This is a genomic window from Streptomyces sp. NPDC013455 (assembly GCF_040632975.1).
Classification (GTDB): domain Bacteria; phylum Actinomycetota; class Actinomycetes; order Streptomycetales; family Streptomycetaceae; genus Streptomyces.
In genome coordinates, this window is the sequence record NZ_JBEYCX010000003.1 from 176,943 (window position 1) to 194,144 (window position 17,202).

Genomic DNA, 17,202 nt, shown 5'->3' on the forward strand with positions numbered 1-17,202 from the left:
CGCGTGGTAGAAACCTGATGCCGTTCCCACGCCATGACCGCTTCCGCCGACCAGTCGCCCTCGGACGTTAGGAACCCTCGGCTGTGCCACCCACTTTGTATCGCGACACTGGTTACACGCTCCGGCACCTGATCGAGAACATCGAAGGCGGCCGTATCGGATTACCGGACATTCAGCGCCCGTTCGTCTGGTCTGCGGCGAAGACCCGCGATCTCTTCGACTCGATGTACCGGGGCTACCCGATCGGCACCCTGATGTTCTGGGAGACCGGCGCTGAGGTGGGGACGCGGCAGATCGGAACGGAAGCCGGTGACCGGGCACCTCAGCTGCTGGTGGTCGACGGGCAGCAGCGGCTCACCGCCCTGTTCGCCGTACTCACCGGGCGCAAGATCGTCACCAAGTCTTTCGACGAGATCAACGTGCGCATCGCGTTCCACCCGGAGGACCAGACGTTCGAGGTCACGGACGCGGCGATCGAGCGTGACCCCCACTTCATCCCGGACATCACCGCGCTCTGGGCCCAGGGTGGTTACAAGCCCACCGTCCGGCGGTTCTTCCAGCGGCTCGAACAGGCCGGCGGCCAGCCCCTGTCGGACTCTGCCAAGGATGAACTCGAAGAACGCATAGACAGGGTCCGGGACCTGCACGAGTTCCGCTTCCAGGTGGTGGAGCTGGGTGCCTCGGCCAACGAGGAGCAGGTCGCCGACATCTTCGTGCGCATCAACTCCGAAGGCGTGAAGCTCAACCAGTCCGACTTCATCCTCACCCTCATGTCAGTGCACTGGGAGAAGGGCCGCCGCCAGCTCGAAGACTTCAGCCGCGGCGCGGTGGTCGCAGGACTCCCCGGTCCGAGCCCTCGAAACGCTTTCCTGGACCCCAGCCCGGACCAACTACTGCGCGTAGCCGTCGCTGTCGCCTTCCGGCGCGCCCGGCTGCAGCACGTCTACAGCGTCCTCCGAGGAAAGGACCTCGAAACCGGCAAGGTCACCGCCGCTCGACGGCAGGCGCAGTTCGACCGGCTCGCCCAGGCACACACCAAGGTCCTGGACCTGACCAGCTGGCACGAGTTCTTCCAGTGCGTCACGGCGGCCGGCTTCCGCAGCCGCAAGATGATCACCTCGGACAACGCCCTGCTGTACAGCTACACGATCTGGTTGATCGGACACCACGACTTCGGACTGCCGGTCGATGAACTCCGTCCCGTGATCGGACGGTGGTTTTTCATGGCGCACACCACCGGTCGGTACTCCAACTCGCCCGAGTCGCAGATGGAGTTCGACCTGGGACGGATCGGCAGTCTGCCGCCAGGTGACGGCCGAGCCTTCATCGCGGAACTCAACCGGATCATCGCAGCCAACTTCACCGGCGACTACTGGGACATCTCCCTGCCGAACCGGCTGGACACGTCCTCGTCGCGTTCCCCGGTGCTGTTCGCCTACCAGGCCGCGCTCAACATCCTCGACGCCGAAATGCTCTTCGGGGACCAGCGAATCCGTGATCTGATGGACCCTTCGGTCCAACCCGCCAAGGCTGTCGACCGGGACAACCTGTTCCACCGCAAGGCGCTCGCCGGACTGGGTATCACCGACCGGCGCCAAGTCAATGCCATCGCCAACATGGCCTATGTGACATGGCCGGCGGACGGGCGGTCCAACACCGACGCACCACATGAGTACTGGCCGAGAATCACGGACGCCATGGACCCGGAGGTGCTCGAGCGGCAGGTACGGTGGCACGCGCTCCCGGTCGGCTGGGAACAGCTCGACTATTTCACCTTCCTGGAACGGCGGCGCCAGCTGATCGCCAAGGTGGTGAGGGAAGCGTTCGAAACCCTCACGGGGGAACGCCCCGCGTACGTCCCCACCACCCCGGCCGACATGATCGCCGCCGGCGAGTCCCAGGGCACCGAGTTCAAGGCCAGCGCCCGCTGGAACGTCCACACCCGGCAGGCCGACAAATCCCTACGGCACAATATCGTGAAGGCCGTCTGCGGCTTCCTGAACGGCGAGGGCGGAAACCTGTTCATCGGTGTCGCCGACGACGGAACCGTCCTCGGTATCGAGAACGACCTCACCACTTTGGAGTCGCAGGCCAGCGTCGACGGGTATGAGCTCTTCGTACGCCAACTCCTCGACGACAGCCTGTCGGCCCCGACAGCGACCACCGTCCGCGTACGCTTCCCCGAGATCTCCGGCAATGTCGTCTGCCAGATCAGTGTTGCCGCGGCAGGAAAGCCGGTGTTCGCCAAACCCGCCAAGGGAGGCAACGGAGCCACCGATTTCTGGGTCCGGGTCGGCAATGCCACCAAGCAACTCCACGGCGATGACCTCCTGCACTACCAGGAGGAACACTGGGGGTGAACGTCCCTGTGGCCGGCCCTCCGGCCACAGGGGAATGACCTCGGGCCCATCGTTGGTGCGCTGCGAAGGGGCTCCGACCTGCGGAGTCTCTGGGCCGCCCGAGCGTGGCCGGGTGTGCCTCCCGAAGTCGGCGGAGCGTGCCGCAGGCTCCCGCCGGGTGTGGGTGGCTTTGCGTAGCGGCGCGCGGGCGTGCAGGGGCCTCGCCTCGGCTTCGCGCAGCGGGGCGCGGGCGTGCAGGGGCTTCGCCTCGGCTTCGCTCAGATCTGCGCCGACAACCCGGCCCACAGCGCGCGGCCCTGTGCGGTCAGGCGTCCCTCGCGTCGCAGTGTGTCCAGGGAGTCGCGGACTCGTCCGGACGGGTCCGGGGCGGAGTCCGGCACGTCGTCGTGACGGCGCAGGAACTCCCCTTCGTTGACCATCGCGTACGTGTCCCGCAGCAGTGTGGCGACCGGCAGGCCGGTCTCGGCCGACGACGGGCGTACGACGGCCCCCGGCTCCTCGCTCAGCGGGTACAGATCGCTGATCGCGTCGTAGCGAGTCCGGGCGGCGGCCCGGCAAAGCTGCCGGGCGGTCTCCAGAAGGTCGGTCCCGGCGATGACGGCCGCGCCGCGGAACGCGGGCACCGTCTCCGGCCCGGGCGGCGCCGGCGCGGGGGCGAGCCGGCTCAGCCAGGCGCGGATGTCGTCCGCGGCCGGTGGCCACACCTTCTCGATCAGGGACAGTGCCTGCCCCACCGTCTCCAGGAACTCCTCCGCGTGCGCCCCGCTCGGCGGATGCGGGAAGCGGCGGCCCGCCGGATGGAAGGCGGTGTACCAGGAATGTGCCGGCAGCACGCAGAGGCCGCCCGCGGTGAGGGCCGGGAGCACGGTCACGCGCGGGCCCGCCGTATCGCCGGTCAGGTCGGTCAACGGCAGTCGCACGCCGCCCACTTCGGCGTGCAGCGTGTGCACCTCGACCGTCACCGTCTCGTCCGCCGCGTCCGGCAGCTCGATCACCCGGCCCGCCGATGGAAGAGCCAGCTCCGCCGGGGCGCTGAGGGCGGCCACCAGCGGCACCCCCGGTTCGAGCACCTCGTACCGGACCAGTTCGGGCAGGCAGAACGACGTGAGGTGGGCGAGCAGGGTGTCCGGTGCCCGCCGGTAACCGGCCTCGCGCTCGCGCTCGGCCTGCCGCACCCAGGACGTCACCTCGGGGCCGCGGCACCAGGCCAGCAGAACGGGGTGCGGCAGCCGCGTGAGTCCGTCCACCACCGCCTGCACCGAGCCCGCGAGACGGGCGTCGCCGCAGGTTCCGGCCCGGTCCCGTGCGAGGACCAGCAGCCGTTTGAGACAACGCCTGGCGACCAGGTCACCGAGCCGGGCGGTCGTCTCGCCGGGCAGCACCGCCTCCGCGAGGTCGACCGCGGGCGCGGCGCGCGTGAACAGCGGCTTGATCGGGGTGACGTCGACGGTCACCGGGGCGACCCGGACGGGTTCCCCTCGCGCGGGGGCCCGTTCGGGGCGGTGCCGGGCGATGGCGGTGCGACGGGTCTCCTGCCACCGCTCCAGGACGCGCCGTCGTATCGCGGGGTCAGCGAGCAGACCGAGGAGTTCGTCGAGGGCCTGCTCGTCGGGAGCGGCCGGCAGTGGCGAGGGATGCCACCACTGCCGCAGCCCGGACAACTCCTCGTGGAGCACCGGCCAGAGTTCGGTGAGCGGGGTGACCAGATTGCAGGTCATGGTGAGGGAGAGGGAGCGGCCGCCGGAAGTGCCCCAGTGCGGGTGGAAGAGCGGGATGTACAGCAGGTCTCCCGCCTCGACCACGAACTCCTCGTATTCGTCGGTGAGATAGAACTGACCCGAGATCGTCGGATCCTCCAGGACACGTCGGCGCCGGTCCGTCTCCGGTACGGCCGCGGGGGAGCCGATGCGCCAGATCTTGCTGCCATCCTGCTGGAGGGTGAAGTTGTCGTCGTAGTCGAAGTGGCAGCCGATGCTGCCGGGCGCGTGGGTACGCGACACGTCGAAGGTGACTCTCGGCCATCCCAGTTTCCGCTGGAGTTCCCTGGCACGCCGTGCCAGTCGAGGGCTCACCGCGTCGGCGCCCTTGACGAACTCGATGCGTCCCGGGTCGCAGGCGAGCCGGTCGGGTGCCTGCTCACGGACCCGCGCGACGATCGCGTCCGCCTCCTCGTAGCTCAGTGTCCGCTCCAGGAGATCGTGTGCGCCGCCCTTGACGAACAGCGGCTTCCGGCGCCAGTACTCGGCCAGGAACCGTTCGTAGGTCAGGCCCCTCACGAACTCCGTCATGGTGATCCTCCGTCCGGATACAGCAGCAGGTCGTCGAAGAGCAGGTACGGGGCTTCCAGGGAGACGGGGACCTCCTGGCCCTTCTTGTCGCAGCGGTGGTACGGGTCGTGCATCACCACGCTGTCGCCGACGCCGCGCAGCCTCCGCATGAGCTGGACCTTGTGGCCGCGCAGCACCAGGTCGCCGTACACCTCGTCGGTGATCCGGCCGTCGCGGACGCGCCGGGCCCAGGCCGGTTTGAGCAGGACGTACTCCCGTACGGATCCGCCCTCGCGCGGCGCGCCGAGCAGGAACCCGTCCGTGACCGACGCGACGAGGTCCTCGGCGCGGTGCTCGCCCGGCCCCACGCTCAGCACGCCCATCCGGGGGAGTGCCTCGCGAGCCGTGGGGGCGCGGCGGCCGTGACCGTTGCTGCCGGTCGGGCCCGGGTGGGACCGGCTGGTCAGCAGCCCGCTCCAGCGGCCGTCCTCGACCAGCCGGACGGGGGCCGCCGCCGTGCCCTCGTCGTCGCGGACGTAGGACCCGCAGTGGCCGGGCCGGGTCGGGTCGTCGGTCACCGTGAGCGGGACCCGGGTCCAGCGGTCCCCGAGGCCGATGCCCAGTCGGTGCCCGTAGTCGCCGTGGTTGTCGGCCTCGCTGGTGTGCCCGATGCACTCGTGCACGGCGATGGCGGCCATCAGCGGCGTCATGACCACGGGCGCGGCGGTCCGGGCCGGCAGCGGGCGGGCGGCCCGGACGGCGTCCAGGTCGGTGCGGAGCGAGGCCAGCCCCTCCGACAGCAGCGCCGTCCGGAGACCGGCCGGGTCCGGCGCGCGGGCGCCCCACTGGACGAGACCCCTGCCCTCGTGCGTCACCAGTACGGCCCAGCCCGTGGCGTCCGCCTCCACGGCGACCCGCATGCCGGGCAACCGCTCGCACAGCGCCGCCAGTTCGGCGGTCACCGACCGTGTCGTCAGTGCCGTACTCATTCAGGCGTGCCGCCCCCGGCAGCGGCAGCGGTCTGTTCGGCGGCGTCGGGCAGGGGCGGTTCGGCGGCGACGGCGCCGAGGGTCGCCACGTCCCGTACGGCCAGCGGCAGCAGGGTGGTGACGAAGACGACGGCACCGGCCACGGCCATCGCGGTGACGGCCTGCCCGGCGCCCGCGACCAGCAGACCGGCCAGCATCTGCCCGGCCGGCATCCCGACGAAGGAGGCGAAGAAGTCGAGGGCGAAGACGCGGCCGAGCAGCGTGCGGGGGACGTGCCGCTGGATGGCGCTCGTCTTCAGCACGTCGAAGAACTGCACGCCCGCGCCACCGAGCGCGAACAGTGCGACCAGCACGGGCAGGGACGAGGTCACCGCGAAGGCGAGGCAGGCCACGCCGAACAGACTGATCGCGGCCAGCGCCCACAGGCCCGGCCGCCGGAACAGCTTCTGCGTCAGGCCCGCGGCGGCCGCACCGCCGATGCCGCCGAGGGCGAACGCGGACAGGACGAGCCCGTATCCGGCCGGGCCGCCGAGACGGTCCTCGGCGATCAGCGGAACCAGGACGAACCAGGGGCCCACGGCGAGCAGCACATGGATGACGGCCATCGCCTCCAGCGCCATCAGCCACCGCATCCGCACCACCACCCGGATCCCGGCGACGGCCTCGGCGAACATCGACTCCTCTTGCCGGGCGGCGGGCCGGCGCCGCTCGCCGAGCTGCCGCCCGACCACCAGCAGGGTGAGCGAGGAGACGGCGAAGGTCGCGGCATCGACCCACAGCGCGCTGCGCGGGCCGACCGCCGCCACCAGCAGACCGGCCCCGGCCGGGCCGACGACCTGGCCGATGTTCTTCAGCATGTTCGTGGCGGCGTTGGCCTGTTCCAGCGTCTGTTCCGGCACGAGGGACGGCACGACGGAGTCGTGGGCCGGCTGGAAGATCGACTCGCCCGCGCCCATCAGGAAGGTGATGAGGGCCAGCGCCCACAGCGGCGCTCCGTTCCCCAGCGCGATGAGCAGCAGGACGGCGGCGAGCCGGACCACATCGCTGGACATCATCAGGCGGAGCTTGTCCATCCGGTCGGCGAGCACGCCGCCCACCAGGATGAGCAGGGCGAGCGCGCCGAAGCGGGAGCCGAAGACGACACCGAGCGAGAAGGCGGACTCCTCCCGGTCCAGCGCCAGGGCGACGACGGCCATGGGGAACAGCTGATCACCGATGATGCTGACCAGCTGACCGGACCACAGCCAGCGGTAACCAGGATGCGAGAAGGGCCCACGCCCCACGATTCCCCCCTAGTGACGGATCGCCCAGGCGGTCGGCAGGCTCGCGTCGCGCCGGAATTCCCAGCCGCGTCAGGACTGTTTTCGGTCGAGGTATTCAGGACAGTCGCTCACGCTCGTACCGACCGAGCTTACGTGGCGGTACGTGCATCTGTCACGGCGCTTTCCGTTTTCCGGCGGGACCTCACGGCGGGCCCTCACGGCTGGATTGCGGCTCATTGCGGCGCAGGCCGTTTCCGGAATTGTTGAATCCTGATACGGTGGCGGAGAGCCGGTCATTGACAGGCTCGGGAATACCTACCTAGCCTCTTCGTGTCAGGAGCCCGGCCGCCGGGCTTCACGAAGGCATCGCGGACGCGGCGATGCCGGACAACGGGGGCTTTACTGTGACTTATTCCGTTCGCGCCGGACTCTGATGAGGCGCTCCTTCCAGTTCTTCCTGCTTCTTTCCGGTCCATTTCGCCTCTTCCCGTCCGCCGGTGTGCCGACGCGGTAAGGATTGCCCCGATCGCACCTCTCGGTGAGATTCGCCAGGCCGCAGCCCGCCCGGAAGTGGAAACACCCGTGGCATCGGCAGGCCGATGGCGCCCTGTGCCTCTTCGGGTTTCTCCGGATGTGAATATCCGCCGGAGTTCCGCCGGGGAGAAGAAAAACTCCGTTGTGGGGTGTGGTGTGTCCGCACGCTGTTCCTCGCCTGTCGAGAAAGGAATTGCCATGAACGAAGAGCAGATCCAGAAGGACGTGAACGAGGACCTGCTGACCGAGCTGGACGGCCTGGAGGTCGTCGAGGCCGCCGAGCTCCAGGACGGCGCGGCGTTCCACGCCTTCCGCTTCGCGGTCTGACGCACGGCCGTGGCCGGCGAGCGGATCCCCGCCCGGGACCGTCTCGCCGGCCTCGGCGCCCGAACCGAACCCCGCCGGCCCGACGAGGAGAAGCGGTGCCTCACCGGACACCTCAGGCAGCGGTGCATCTGGTCTTCCCCGGGGTGACCGAGGCGCGCCTGTTCCCCTATCTCAGCCTCCCCATGCTCGTCGCCTACCTGCGCCGGCACGGGGTCACGGCGGACCAGAGCGACCTCAACATCGCGCTGACGCACCGGCTCCTGGAGCCCGCGGCGCTGGGGGAGCGGCTGCGGCTGGGCGGACTGGACGAGTTCGACGAGACCCTGCTGTCCTTCGCGGAACACCAGCACGACCTGCTGCACCGGACCGTCGTCCGCAAGGAGGACACCTCGTTGCCCTGGGACGTGGGATTCCGGCTGGTCAACAACGTCCTCGACATCATGCTGCGGGGCAGTGCGCTCACCCGGACCGTGACCAGCCTGCCCGAGGTCTTCCGCCTCGCCGAGCAGCAGCCGAAGGCCGACGACCTCGCCGCCCGCCGGCACGACGACCTGACCCTCGCCGCGCTCGCCGACCGCCCGGCCCGCGTCCTCGGCCTCTCCGTCGCGTACTTCAGCCAGCTCGCGCCCGCCTTCCGCGTGGCGAGGCTGGTGAAACAGCAGGCCCCCGGGACGATCGTCGTCCTCGGCGGACAGCAGCTGATGATGCGTGGCACGGAACTGGCCGCCCGGCCCGAGACGTTCCGCCACGTCGACGCACTCGTCACCACCCAGGGCGAAGCGGTGCTGCACCGGCTCGCCGAAGCGGTCGAGGCGGGCCGTCCCGTCGACGGTGTGCCCGGGCTGATCACCGCACACGGCGGCGGCACCCCCGCGCCGGAGCACCACCTCGCGGACAACCCGCCGCCCGACTTCGACGGCCTGCCCTTCTCCTCGTATCTCAGCCCCGAGCCGCAGCTCCCCCTCATCTCCTGCGTGGGCTGCTACTGGGGCCGCTGCACGTTCTGCTCCTACGGCAACCGCAGCCGCGGCCGCTACCAGCAGCTCACGCAGGAGCAGCTCGCCGACCACGTGGAGCACGGCCTGCGCCGCACGGGCGCGCGCTTCGTGGCGTTCGTCGACGAGAACTGCAATCTGCGGCTCGTCCTCGGCGCCGCCGAACTGGTGCGCGCCCGCGGCCACACCTTCACCTGGTCGACCCGCAACCGGCTGGAGCCCCTGCTCGCCGACCGGGCCTTCGTGCAGCGCATGTACGACGCGGGCTGCCGGCTGATGAGCGTCGGTTACGAGACCAACTCCCAGCGGCTGCTCGACCTCGTCGACAAGGGGGTGCGGGCCGACCTGTACCAGCGGATCGTCGAGGTGCTCGACGAGGTGGGCATCGTGCTGCGGCTCAGTGTCATGGGCGGGCTGCCCGGCGAGACGGCCGACGAGGCCCGGGCGAGCCGCGAGTTCCTCGTGCGCAACTCGGCCCGGCTCGGCATCGACGCCGCCCAGATGATGATCGCCGAACCGACCTCGCTGCTCGCCTCCGAGCCCCGCCACCGCATCGGCCTCACCCTGGCCGACGGCGACGCGCTCCAGTCCAACAGCGGCTTCAGCTACCTGGCCGGACGGCACGGCAGGACCATCGCCTACGAGGGCACCTCCCGCGAGGAACGGGCCGACTGGCTCCGCGAGACCGTCCGCGTGGTGCTCCCCGGCAAGAACGACGAGAAACACCCGAGGTGGAAGAAGGCCGGCGGCGCGAGACCCACGGACGAACTGGTCCTGCACCCCTGGGTCGTGCCGCTGGAGGGGCGCCTGATCGACCTGCGCTGGCGCATGCGGTACGGCATCGGGCCCGGGCACGTCACCCTCCGCGCGTCCGGTGCCGTACGCCGCCTGACGGCCCGTACCGATCTCGGCCGCACACTGCTGGGCCTGCTGAAGGAGGCGGATGTCGGTGACCACAGCTGAACCCCTGCCCCGCCCCGGCCGCACGGGCCGCCCCGCACGCCGGGGACTGGGCGCCGGGATGGACCTGCCCTGGGGAGCCCCGATCGGCTTCGACCCCGACGACCCCGGACCCAACGAACGCGTCCGCAACTTCCTCGCCCGCCACGGCGGCGACTACGCCTACTACGCCTTCGCCTTCCAGCCCCGCGGACCGGTGCCGCTGCACGCCGCACACTACGTGGAGCCCTACCGGCGCCTGATGGCCCAGCTCCCCGCCGGCACCCCGGTCGCCCTGCACCAGACCATGCTGAACCTGGGCACCGTGGAACCCTACGACCGCGGTCAGGTCTACGCGTTCACCAACGAACTGCACCGCCACTTCGACTGGCAGTGGGTCGTCGAGGACCTCGGCATGTGGTCCCTGGGCGGCATCCCGATGCCCTACCCCCTGCCGCCCTACCTGGTGGAGGAGAACGTCGCCCACGTCGCCGGGACCATCCGCGAGGCGATGCGGGAACTCGACCCGGTGCTGCGGGTGGAGTTCCCGGGCTTCACCGACGGCGTCACCGTGGTCGTGGGCGACATGGACGCCTACGATTTCTTCCGCCGGGTCGCCGAACTCAGCGGTGCCGACGTCACCCTGGACGTCGGGCACCTGATCAGCTGGCGGTGGTGGCGAGGCGAACGGGGCGCCGGTCTCTACGCCGACCTGGACCGGCTGCCGCTGGACCAGTGCACCGAACTCCACCTCTCCGGCTCCGCGATCAGCCGTGACCGCTTCCTCGACCTCCACCACGGGGTCCTGCTGGACGAACAGCTGATCCTGGCCGAACGGCTGCTGGAGCTGTGCCCCCGGCTGGAAGCGGTCACCTACGAAGACCCCAACTACGACCAGACCGGCCGGATGGTGCCCAAGAGCCTCCCCAATCTCGAACGCCTGCGGAAGGCGGTGAACCGGTGGGCAGCGGCGAACTGAACGAACTCAACCGCGCGTTCAAGCACCGCCTCACCTACCCGAGCCCCCGGCGCACCGGCGGCGTCGACGGCGTCGCCGCCGTGGAACCGGCCGCCCCGGCCGCGCTGCGCGCGGTGGACGTCGAACAGCTCGCCAGGGTCGCGCACGAACTCACCCAGGGCATCTCCCAGGGCGCCATCGGCGGGGTACCCCTGCGCGAACACTTCGCGGACAGCCTGCGCGCGCTGTACCCGGACCGGCACAACGCGGGGCAGCGCGCGGTGGCGGAGTTCCTGCGCGGACCCCACTGCGACGACGTCGACATGCTCGGGCTGTGCCGCGGCCGGTCGGTGACCGAGGCGTTCGGGGAGTTCCTGCTCGACAAGGCCGGACGCGGCACGGACACCGCGCTCCTGATCGAGCGTGAACTGCTGGCCGCCCTGGTCAAGACCCTGGCCCGGCACCCCGAGCCGGGCTATCTGATCCGCCACCCGCACCTGCGCCGCACCGGGGAAGGGGCCTGGGCCGCCTGGACGGACGGCACCCGGCTGCTGCGCGACGCGGACCGCGCGCCCGTGGCACCGGCCGTCTTCGTCGCCTGCGGCGGCCGGTACTTCGCGGGCGGCCTGAGCACCCCCCTGACCTGCGCCCTGCTGTGGGGGGCGGCACCCCGGCCGGGCTGGGTGCGCGCCTGGGCCACCGGCGAACGCGCCGACGCCGTCGGCCGCGCCCGCGAGGCGCTCCGGAGGAAGGGACTGATCCCGTGATCGCGCTGCACGAGGAACACGGCGAGGTCGTGGCGAGCTGGCTGCGGCTGGGCTACCGAGCGGAGTCGGTCGTCTGCTTCGACCGGCACCTCGACCTCAAACCGCTCACCCGCGCGGCGGCCGCCCGGCTGACCCGTCTCACCGGTGAGCACCCCATCGAGGCCGAGAACCGCAAGCTGCCCATCAGAGAAGTGGACGGCAGCTACGGCCTGGACGACTTCTACGCGGCCGGCGCCACCCTCGGCCTGGTGTCCAGTCTGACCTGGGTCCGGGCCACGCGGGAGGCGGACTCACCGGCCGCCCGGCGCAGACTGCTCGCCGCGCTCAGCGTGATCGCCGCGGAACCCGACGTCCTCGACACCACCCGCTTCGACGAACGCGGCGCCCTGCACACCCGCGTCTGCGGTCTCGACCTGGCGATCCACACCCCGGACACCTTCGGAGCCACGCCCCAGGACCCCGCCAGCCGGGTCGATGTCGACCTGGACTGGTTCGCCGACGTGACCACCGGCCAGGACCACCAGCCGGGCGAACTCCTCCACCTGCTGGAGCGGCACGGCCTCCTCGGCAACGTCGACTCCATGACGTACTCGGTACGCAGCGGCTTCCTGCCCGAAGACCGGCGCGACCTCGCCCCGCTGCTCGCCGGTGAACTGGGACGCGGCACACGGCAGCGCGAGCGGGACGCCCTTCCCCTGCCGCAGGCCACCTTCACCGCCCTGCGCGGCGCGGCAGACCCCGTACCGCCGGAGCGGTACGAGGCCGAACTGGGCCCACTCGGCGCGGTCGGCACCGCCCTGCTGGGCCTGCTGCACCTGCGCACCGCGGGCGACACCGACCGGGCCGGCCGGTGCTGGCACGAGGCGGCCCAGGCGGGCTGCCGCTCCTCCTGGCTGGCGTACGGCATCGGCCTGTCCCACTACGGAAGGCAAGCCTTCACGGAGGCAGGGGAGTGGTTCCGCCGCGCCACCGGCGAACGCACGGACACCATAGAGGTCAAGTCCGCGTTCCTCGCGGCACTGTGCACACTGCGGACCGGCGCGTTCGAGGAGGCGTACCGCACCCTGCTCGACTTCGCCCGACGCTATCCGCTCCACGCCGACGCGGCCCGGCTCGCGGCCGGACTCGGCGACCGTCTGGGAATCGAGCGGCAGCCGTGGCTGTCGCGGCGGATCGACGCACAGGAACGGATACTGGCGAACGGAGCGGCAGCATGAGCCCCACCACGGCGCGACGGCCGGAACCGCTGGCCGTGCTCGACGAGAAGTTCTTCGACGCCCACTGGCGCCGCGAACCCGTCGTCCTGCGCGGCGCGGCCGGAGCCTTCCTCGACCCGGCACCGGGACGCGAGGAGGTGAGGGCCCTGGCTGCCACCGCCACCACCACGGTACAGACGGACGGCCGCTCCATCTGGTTCCTCGAAGCGCTGCGCGAGGGACTGCCCGGCGTGGCCGGGCTGTGCGCGGCGGCCCGGGAGAAGCTCGACTGGGACGACCTGTGGTGCGACGTGTTCCTCACCGAGGGCAGCTCCTCGATCGGTTCGCACATCGACAACAGCGACAACTTCACCATCCAGCTCGAAGGCAGCAAACGCTGGCGACTGGCTCCGCCCACCACCCTGGACCCTGAGCAGCGACGGCTGCGCATGCTCGGCGAACCCGGCGTGGGCGACGCCCCGATGACCGGGGACGCGCGGGAGTTCACCCTCCACCCGGGGGACGTGCTGTACATCCCGCTGCTGTGGCTGCACTGGGGTGTCTCGGCCGGCGACAGCCTCAGCGCCAGCCTGGTGGTGAACGCCAGGACCGTCTGGCAGGCCCTCCACCGCACCCTCGGCGCCGAGCTGCGCCACGAGGAGACCTGGCGACGGCCGCTGCCCGTCGGGCCCGGAACCGGCGCAGCGAGAAGGGCCCGGCTCACCGAGGCCGTCACGGAGCTCACCGGCAGCGGCGCACTGGAACGGACCAGGAGGAAGGCGGAGCGGGAAGTGGCGATGCGCGCGGCACGAGGACCGGTCGACAGGCTCGACATCGACATGGCGGCGGTGAAGGGGTTCGTCGCCACGGCGCCCGCACCCCCGGCGGACGGCTTCGTCCTGCCCGGCACGGACCCGGACACCGCCGCCCCGCTCAACGCGCTGCTCGCCCGCAAGAACCTGCGCGACCTGTTGAAGCTGGTGCTACGACGGTTCGCCCAGACCTCCGGCGAGACGGAACGCGAGCTGTACCAGGCCGCGGTGGCGGCCCTCACCACCGCGCCCGCCACCGCGCTGGAGGCGCTGCTCACCGGCCCCGACGTCACCTCGTGGATCGCCGTGGCCAAGCAAGGGCCGGGGCAACTGCCCGTCGCCCGGCAGGAGGACCCGCTCGCCCACTGGCTCGCCTTCTTCCTGCTGCCCGAACTGGCGGCGTCCGCCGGCACGGTGCCCGTCGCGGAGATCCGTGTCCCCGCCGACCGTGACGGGGGACTGGCGGTGCCCCGGCTGGGCCGCGCGATCGGCGTGCGCTCGGCGACCGGCACCTGGTCGCTCAGCGTCGCGGAGGACGGCGCCGTCCTCGCCCGCGACGGCGCCACCACCGTCGCCCTCTGCGAGAGCGGGCCGGGCACCAGGACGTTGGAACGCGTCCTCGACGGCCCGTGGATCGTGCCCAGCCCCTCGCGGTGGCTGGACCGGCATCTGCCGCCGACCGAGGTGCTGCCCTCCGTGGAACCGGCCGACGTGGCACGCTTCCACGACGAGTTCACCGAGGCCGCGGAACTGCTGCGCGCGGTGTGGCCCGAAGCCTGGGACGAGACCCGGGTGTGTGTCGAACGTCTGCTGCCGATGCCGTGGGCCGGTCTGCGGCCGCACAACTACAGCATCCACGCCTTCCGCGGCCAGATCGTCAGCAGCCCCCGCCCGACCCTGATGGCGGCGCAGACCCTGGTCCACGAGACCGGTCACAACCGGATGAGCACCCTCATCGACCTGATGCCCCTGTGCGCCAACCCCGACGACCGCGCCATCAGCCCCGTCGTCGACGCCGACCGGCCGCTGACCGCGGTCTTCCACGGCTGCTACTCCTTCGCCCGGGAGATCCACCTGACCGCCCTGCTGATCGACAAGGGTGTTCCCGAGGTGCCCACCACCGACATCCGCGGCTACCTCGCACAGCGCACCGAGATCGTGCGGGCCGCCTGGGCCCTGCTGAACGCGCGGGCACGACCGGAGCCGGTCGGCGCGGCGATCCTCGCCGAAGTGGGGGCGATCCTGGACCGGCTGTCCTGACGGACGGGGACCGCGGGCGGGGGGACTTCCGGCTGGAGCGTGCACGGCGCTCACTCCAGGCCGGAGGCGGCGAAGACGGCCCGGACGATCTCCCGGTCCACGCGTCGTGCGATGTGCCGCAACGCGGTCCCGCCGCACAGCAACAGGCCGTCGCCGTCGGCCTTCCGCGCGCCTTCGTCCAGGCGGGCCCACAGCTGCGGGTGACGGACCAGCACCTCGGGGTCGATCTCCACCCGGCCCCCGAGACGGTCCCGCAGCACGAGCCGCCGGGACACGCCGTCCAGGCAGCGCACCGAGACCAGCAGATCCGTCCGCACCCGGTGCTCGCGGAGGAGCCCACGCGACGCGATCCAGTTCCCGCCCGCGGACACCCTGGCGGGAAACAGCACGGCGAAGAGCAGACCGGCGAGGGCGGACCACAGCGCGGTACGCCACAGCGTGGCCCGGCCGGAGCCCCAGTCGGCCAGGAGGAGAAGCGCGAGCAGGACGACGGCGCAGCGGACGGCACTCCGCAGCTCCCGTGTCCGTTCGAGGTCGTTCGCCGCCTCACCGGTTCCGTCCGGACCGCCTCCCGCTGTGCCGAGGGGCCCTCCGCTCACATCGTCACGGCATCCCATGGCACCGAACGGTAATGGCCCGGGAGAGCCGGCTCGGAGCACCTTGACACGGCTCTGACGGAGCTCGAGCGGTTCCTTGCCCCATGGCCGCGGCGCGGCGGCGCCCCTGCCTCCCACCGGCGTCAAGACCCCGTCAAGGGCCGGCGCTTCGGCGCCAGGAAGCCGCAAGGAACGGCCGGAACCCACGGGAAGCGGCCGGAACATGAGTGCGTTCGCGCACGGCCCCGACCCCGTGCGCGGCCGACAGCACCAAGCCGTCGGCAGCAATAGGCAGAAGGAGCCCGCACCCATGTCCGTCCCGGCCACCGAGCAGGATGCCGTCCCCACCGGCGAGGAGCCGCCCGATACCGGTGAACGGCACCGCCTGACCGCCGTCACGGGCCTGGCCGCCCTGTCGCTGGACGCCATGGCGTCGGTGGCGTACGGGCCGGAGGCGATCGTGCTCGTGCTGGCCGCGGCCGGCGCGCACGGCCTGGGCTTCACGCTGCCGGTGACGCTGGCGATCGCGGCCCTGCTGGCGGTCCTGGTGGCGTCGTACCGGCAGGTGATCGCCGCCTTCCCGGACGGCGGCGGCTCCTACGCCGTCGCCCGGCGGCACCTCGGCGCCCGCACCGGCCTGGTGGCCGCCGCCTCGCTGGTCCTGGACTACGTCCTGAACGTGGCCGTCGCGGTCACCGCCGGTGTGGCCGCCCTGACGTCGGCCCTCCCCGGGCTGTACGCCGACCGGCTGTGGCTGTGCCTGGCCGTGCTGGTGCTGATCACCGCGGTGAACCTGCGCGGCATCGTGGAGTCGGCGAAGGCGTTCATCGTGCCCACCGTCGTGTTCGTCGGCTCGGTCCTGGTCCTGATCGCGGTCGGTCTGTTCCGGTCCGCGCCGGTGAGTACGGCGACCGCGGCGGGCCACGCCCCGGTCCTCGCCGGCAACGCCACCACCGTGGGCGCGCTGTTGCTGCTGAAGGCTTTCGCCTCCGGGTGCAGTGCCCTGACCGGCGTCGAGGCCATCGCGAACGCCGTGCCCTCCTTCCGCGTCCCCCGCACCCGGCGCGCCCAGCGCGCGGAGGCCGCCCTCGGGGCCGTGCTCGGCGTGATGCTGATCGGCCTGTCGCTGCTGATCTCCCGCTTCCACCTCCAGCCGGTCGAGGGTGTCACCGTCCTCGCCCAGCTCGCGGACGCCTCCCTCGGCCACAACTGGGCCTTCTACGTCATCCAGTCCACGACGATGACCCTCCTGGCGCTGTCCGCCAACACCTCCTTCGGCGGGCTGCCGGTGCTGCTGAAGCTCCTGGCCCGGGACAACCACCTCGTCGTCGCCCTGCCGCTGCTGGTCCTCGCCTTCGAGACCGTGCACCGCGCGTACTCCCGGATCGGCGAGCGCCTCGGCCTGGGCCGCGTCCCCGAGGCACCGCACCGCGACCGTTCGCTGGTGGTCGTGCCCGTCTCCGCCCTGTCCCGGCTGACCTCCGAGGCCCTGACCGCCGCGGTCTCCCTCGGCGACGAGGTGCGTGCGGTCACCGTCTGCCACCCCGACCCCGAGGACCGGGCACGGACACATGCGCTGGAGCGCGCCTGGGCCGGGTGGGACCCCGGCGTACCGCTGGTCCGGCTGGACTGCGAGCGCCGCACGCTCGGCCGTCCGATCGCCGCGTACGTCCGCGAGGTGGCCGCCGCCGAGCCGGGCACGCGGGTCACCGTACTCATACCGGAGACGGAGCCGGAGCGGCTGTGGCAACGGCTGCTCCAGAACCAGCGGGGTGCGGTCGTCGCGCACGCCGTACGACGGGACACGGACGCGGTGATCTGCCGGCTCCGGTTCCGGCTGCCGTGAGTCGCCTCACCTGCGACTCGGTGCCCTGCTCACGGGCATGGACAGGCTGCGTAAGAGGTCCGTCAAGACGCTCCGCGATGCCGTAAGGGAGCCG

Annotated in this window: 12 protein-coding genes; 8 read left to right on the forward strand and 4 right to left on the reverse strand. The window is 71.5% G+C overall.

The genetic code is table 11. From position 1 onward, the window contains the following. Positions 1–83 precede the first annotated feature (83 nt). Positions 84–2,360 carry a DUF262 domain-containing protein gene (locus ABZ576_RS07380; protein ID WP_360737000.1) on the forward strand — a complete coding sequence of 759 codons (2,277 nt, stop codon included), beginning with the start codon at positions 84–86 and terminating at the stop codon, positions 2,358–2,360. A gap of 257 nt (positions 2,361–2,617) precedes the next feature. On the opposite strand, the gene ABZ576_RS07385 is transcribed toward ABZ576_RS07380, so the two are convergent. From ABZ576_RS07385 to ABZ576_RS07395, 3 genes are read right to left on the reverse strand one after another with little or no spacing between them, the layout of a single operon-like run. After that, positions 2,618–4,648, reverse strand: a complete 2,031-nt coding sequence (locus ABZ576_RS07385; protein WP_360737003.1) for a cupin domain-containing protein — start codon at positions 4,646–4,648, stop codon at positions 2,618–2,620. Further along, positions 4,645–5,616, reverse strand: coding sequence for a metallopeptidase TldD-related protein (locus tag ABZ576_RS07390; RefSeq protein WP_360737005.1), 972 nt, complete (start codon positions 5,614–5,616; stop codon positions 4,645–4,647). Before ABZ576_RS07390 ends, ABZ576_RS07385 begins: the two co-directional genes overlap by 4 nt. Then, the gene (locus ABZ576_RS07395) at positions 5,613–6,899 is read right to left on the reverse strand and encodes an MFS transporter (RefSeq protein WP_360737007.1); all 1,287 of its coding nucleotides are present in this window, start codon (positions 6,897–6,899) and stop codon (positions 5,613–5,615) included. The genes ABZ576_RS07390 and ABZ576_RS07395 overlap by 4 nt, the downstream gene beginning before the upstream one ends. Positions 6,900–7,610: 711 nt before the next feature. On the opposite strand from ABZ576_RS07395, the gene ABZ576_RS07400 reads away from it, so the two are divergent. The 6 genes from ABZ576_RS07400 to ABZ576_RS07425 all read left to right on the forward strand — a co-directional run bounded on the left by ABZ576_RS07400 (position 7,611) and on the right by ABZ576_RS07425 (position 14,666). After that, a complete protein-coding gene (locus ABZ576_RS07400) occupies positions 7,611–7,739 on the forward strand; it encodes a hypothetical protein (protein ID WP_360737009.1) in 129 nt (42 codons plus the stop codon). Between the two features lie 95 nt (positions 7,740–7,834). Further along, entirely contained in the window at positions 7,835–9,697 is a 1,863-nt protein-coding gene (locus tag ABZ576_RS07405; RefSeq protein ID WP_360737012.1) for a radical SAM protein, read from the forward strand. Continuing rightward, the gene (locus ABZ576_RS07410) at positions 9,684–10,652 is read left to right on the forward strand and encodes a DUF692 family multinuclear iron-containing protein (RefSeq protein WP_360737015.1); all 969 of its coding nucleotides are present in this window, start codon (positions 9,684–9,686) and stop codon (positions 10,650–10,652) included. The genes ABZ576_RS07405 and ABZ576_RS07410 overlap by 14 nt, the downstream gene beginning before the upstream one ends. Further along, entirely contained in the window at positions 10,634–11,398 is a 765-nt protein-coding gene (locus tag ABZ576_RS07415; RefSeq protein ID WP_360737017.1) for a hypothetical protein, read from the forward strand. Before ABZ576_RS07410 ends, ABZ576_RS07415 begins: the two co-directional genes overlap by 19 nt. Beyond that, complete coding sequence (locus ABZ576_RS07420; protein WP_360737019.1) at positions 11,395–12,615, forward strand: hypothetical protein; 1,221 nt, start codon at positions 11,395–11,397, stop codon at positions 12,613–12,615. The genes ABZ576_RS07415 and ABZ576_RS07420 overlap by 4 nt, the downstream gene beginning before the upstream one ends. Further along, entirely contained in the window at positions 12,612–14,666 is a 2,055-nt protein-coding gene (locus ABZ576_RS07425) for a cupin domain-containing protein (RefSeq protein WP_360737022.1), read from the forward strand. The genes ABZ576_RS07420 and ABZ576_RS07425 overlap by 4 nt, the downstream gene beginning before the upstream one ends. Before the next feature lie 50 nt (positions 14,667–14,716). Here ABZ576_RS07425 and ABZ576_RS07430 read toward each other — a convergent pair whose 3' ends face one another. Then, a complete protein-coding gene (locus tag ABZ576_RS07430) occupies positions 14,717–15,265 on the reverse strand; it encodes a hypothetical protein (RefSeq protein WP_360737025.1) in 549 nt (182 codons plus the stop codon). A gap of 307 nt (positions 15,266–15,572) precedes the next feature. Between ABZ576_RS07430 and ABZ576_RS07435 the strand changes: the two genes are divergently transcribed. Further along, the gene (locus ABZ576_RS07435) at positions 15,573–17,108 is read left to right on the forward strand and encodes an APC family permease (RefSeq protein WP_360737028.1); all 1,536 of its coding nucleotides are present in this window, start codon (positions 15,573–15,575) and stop codon (positions 17,106–17,108) included. The last annotated feature ends 94 nt before the right edge of the window (positions 17,109–17,202 follow it).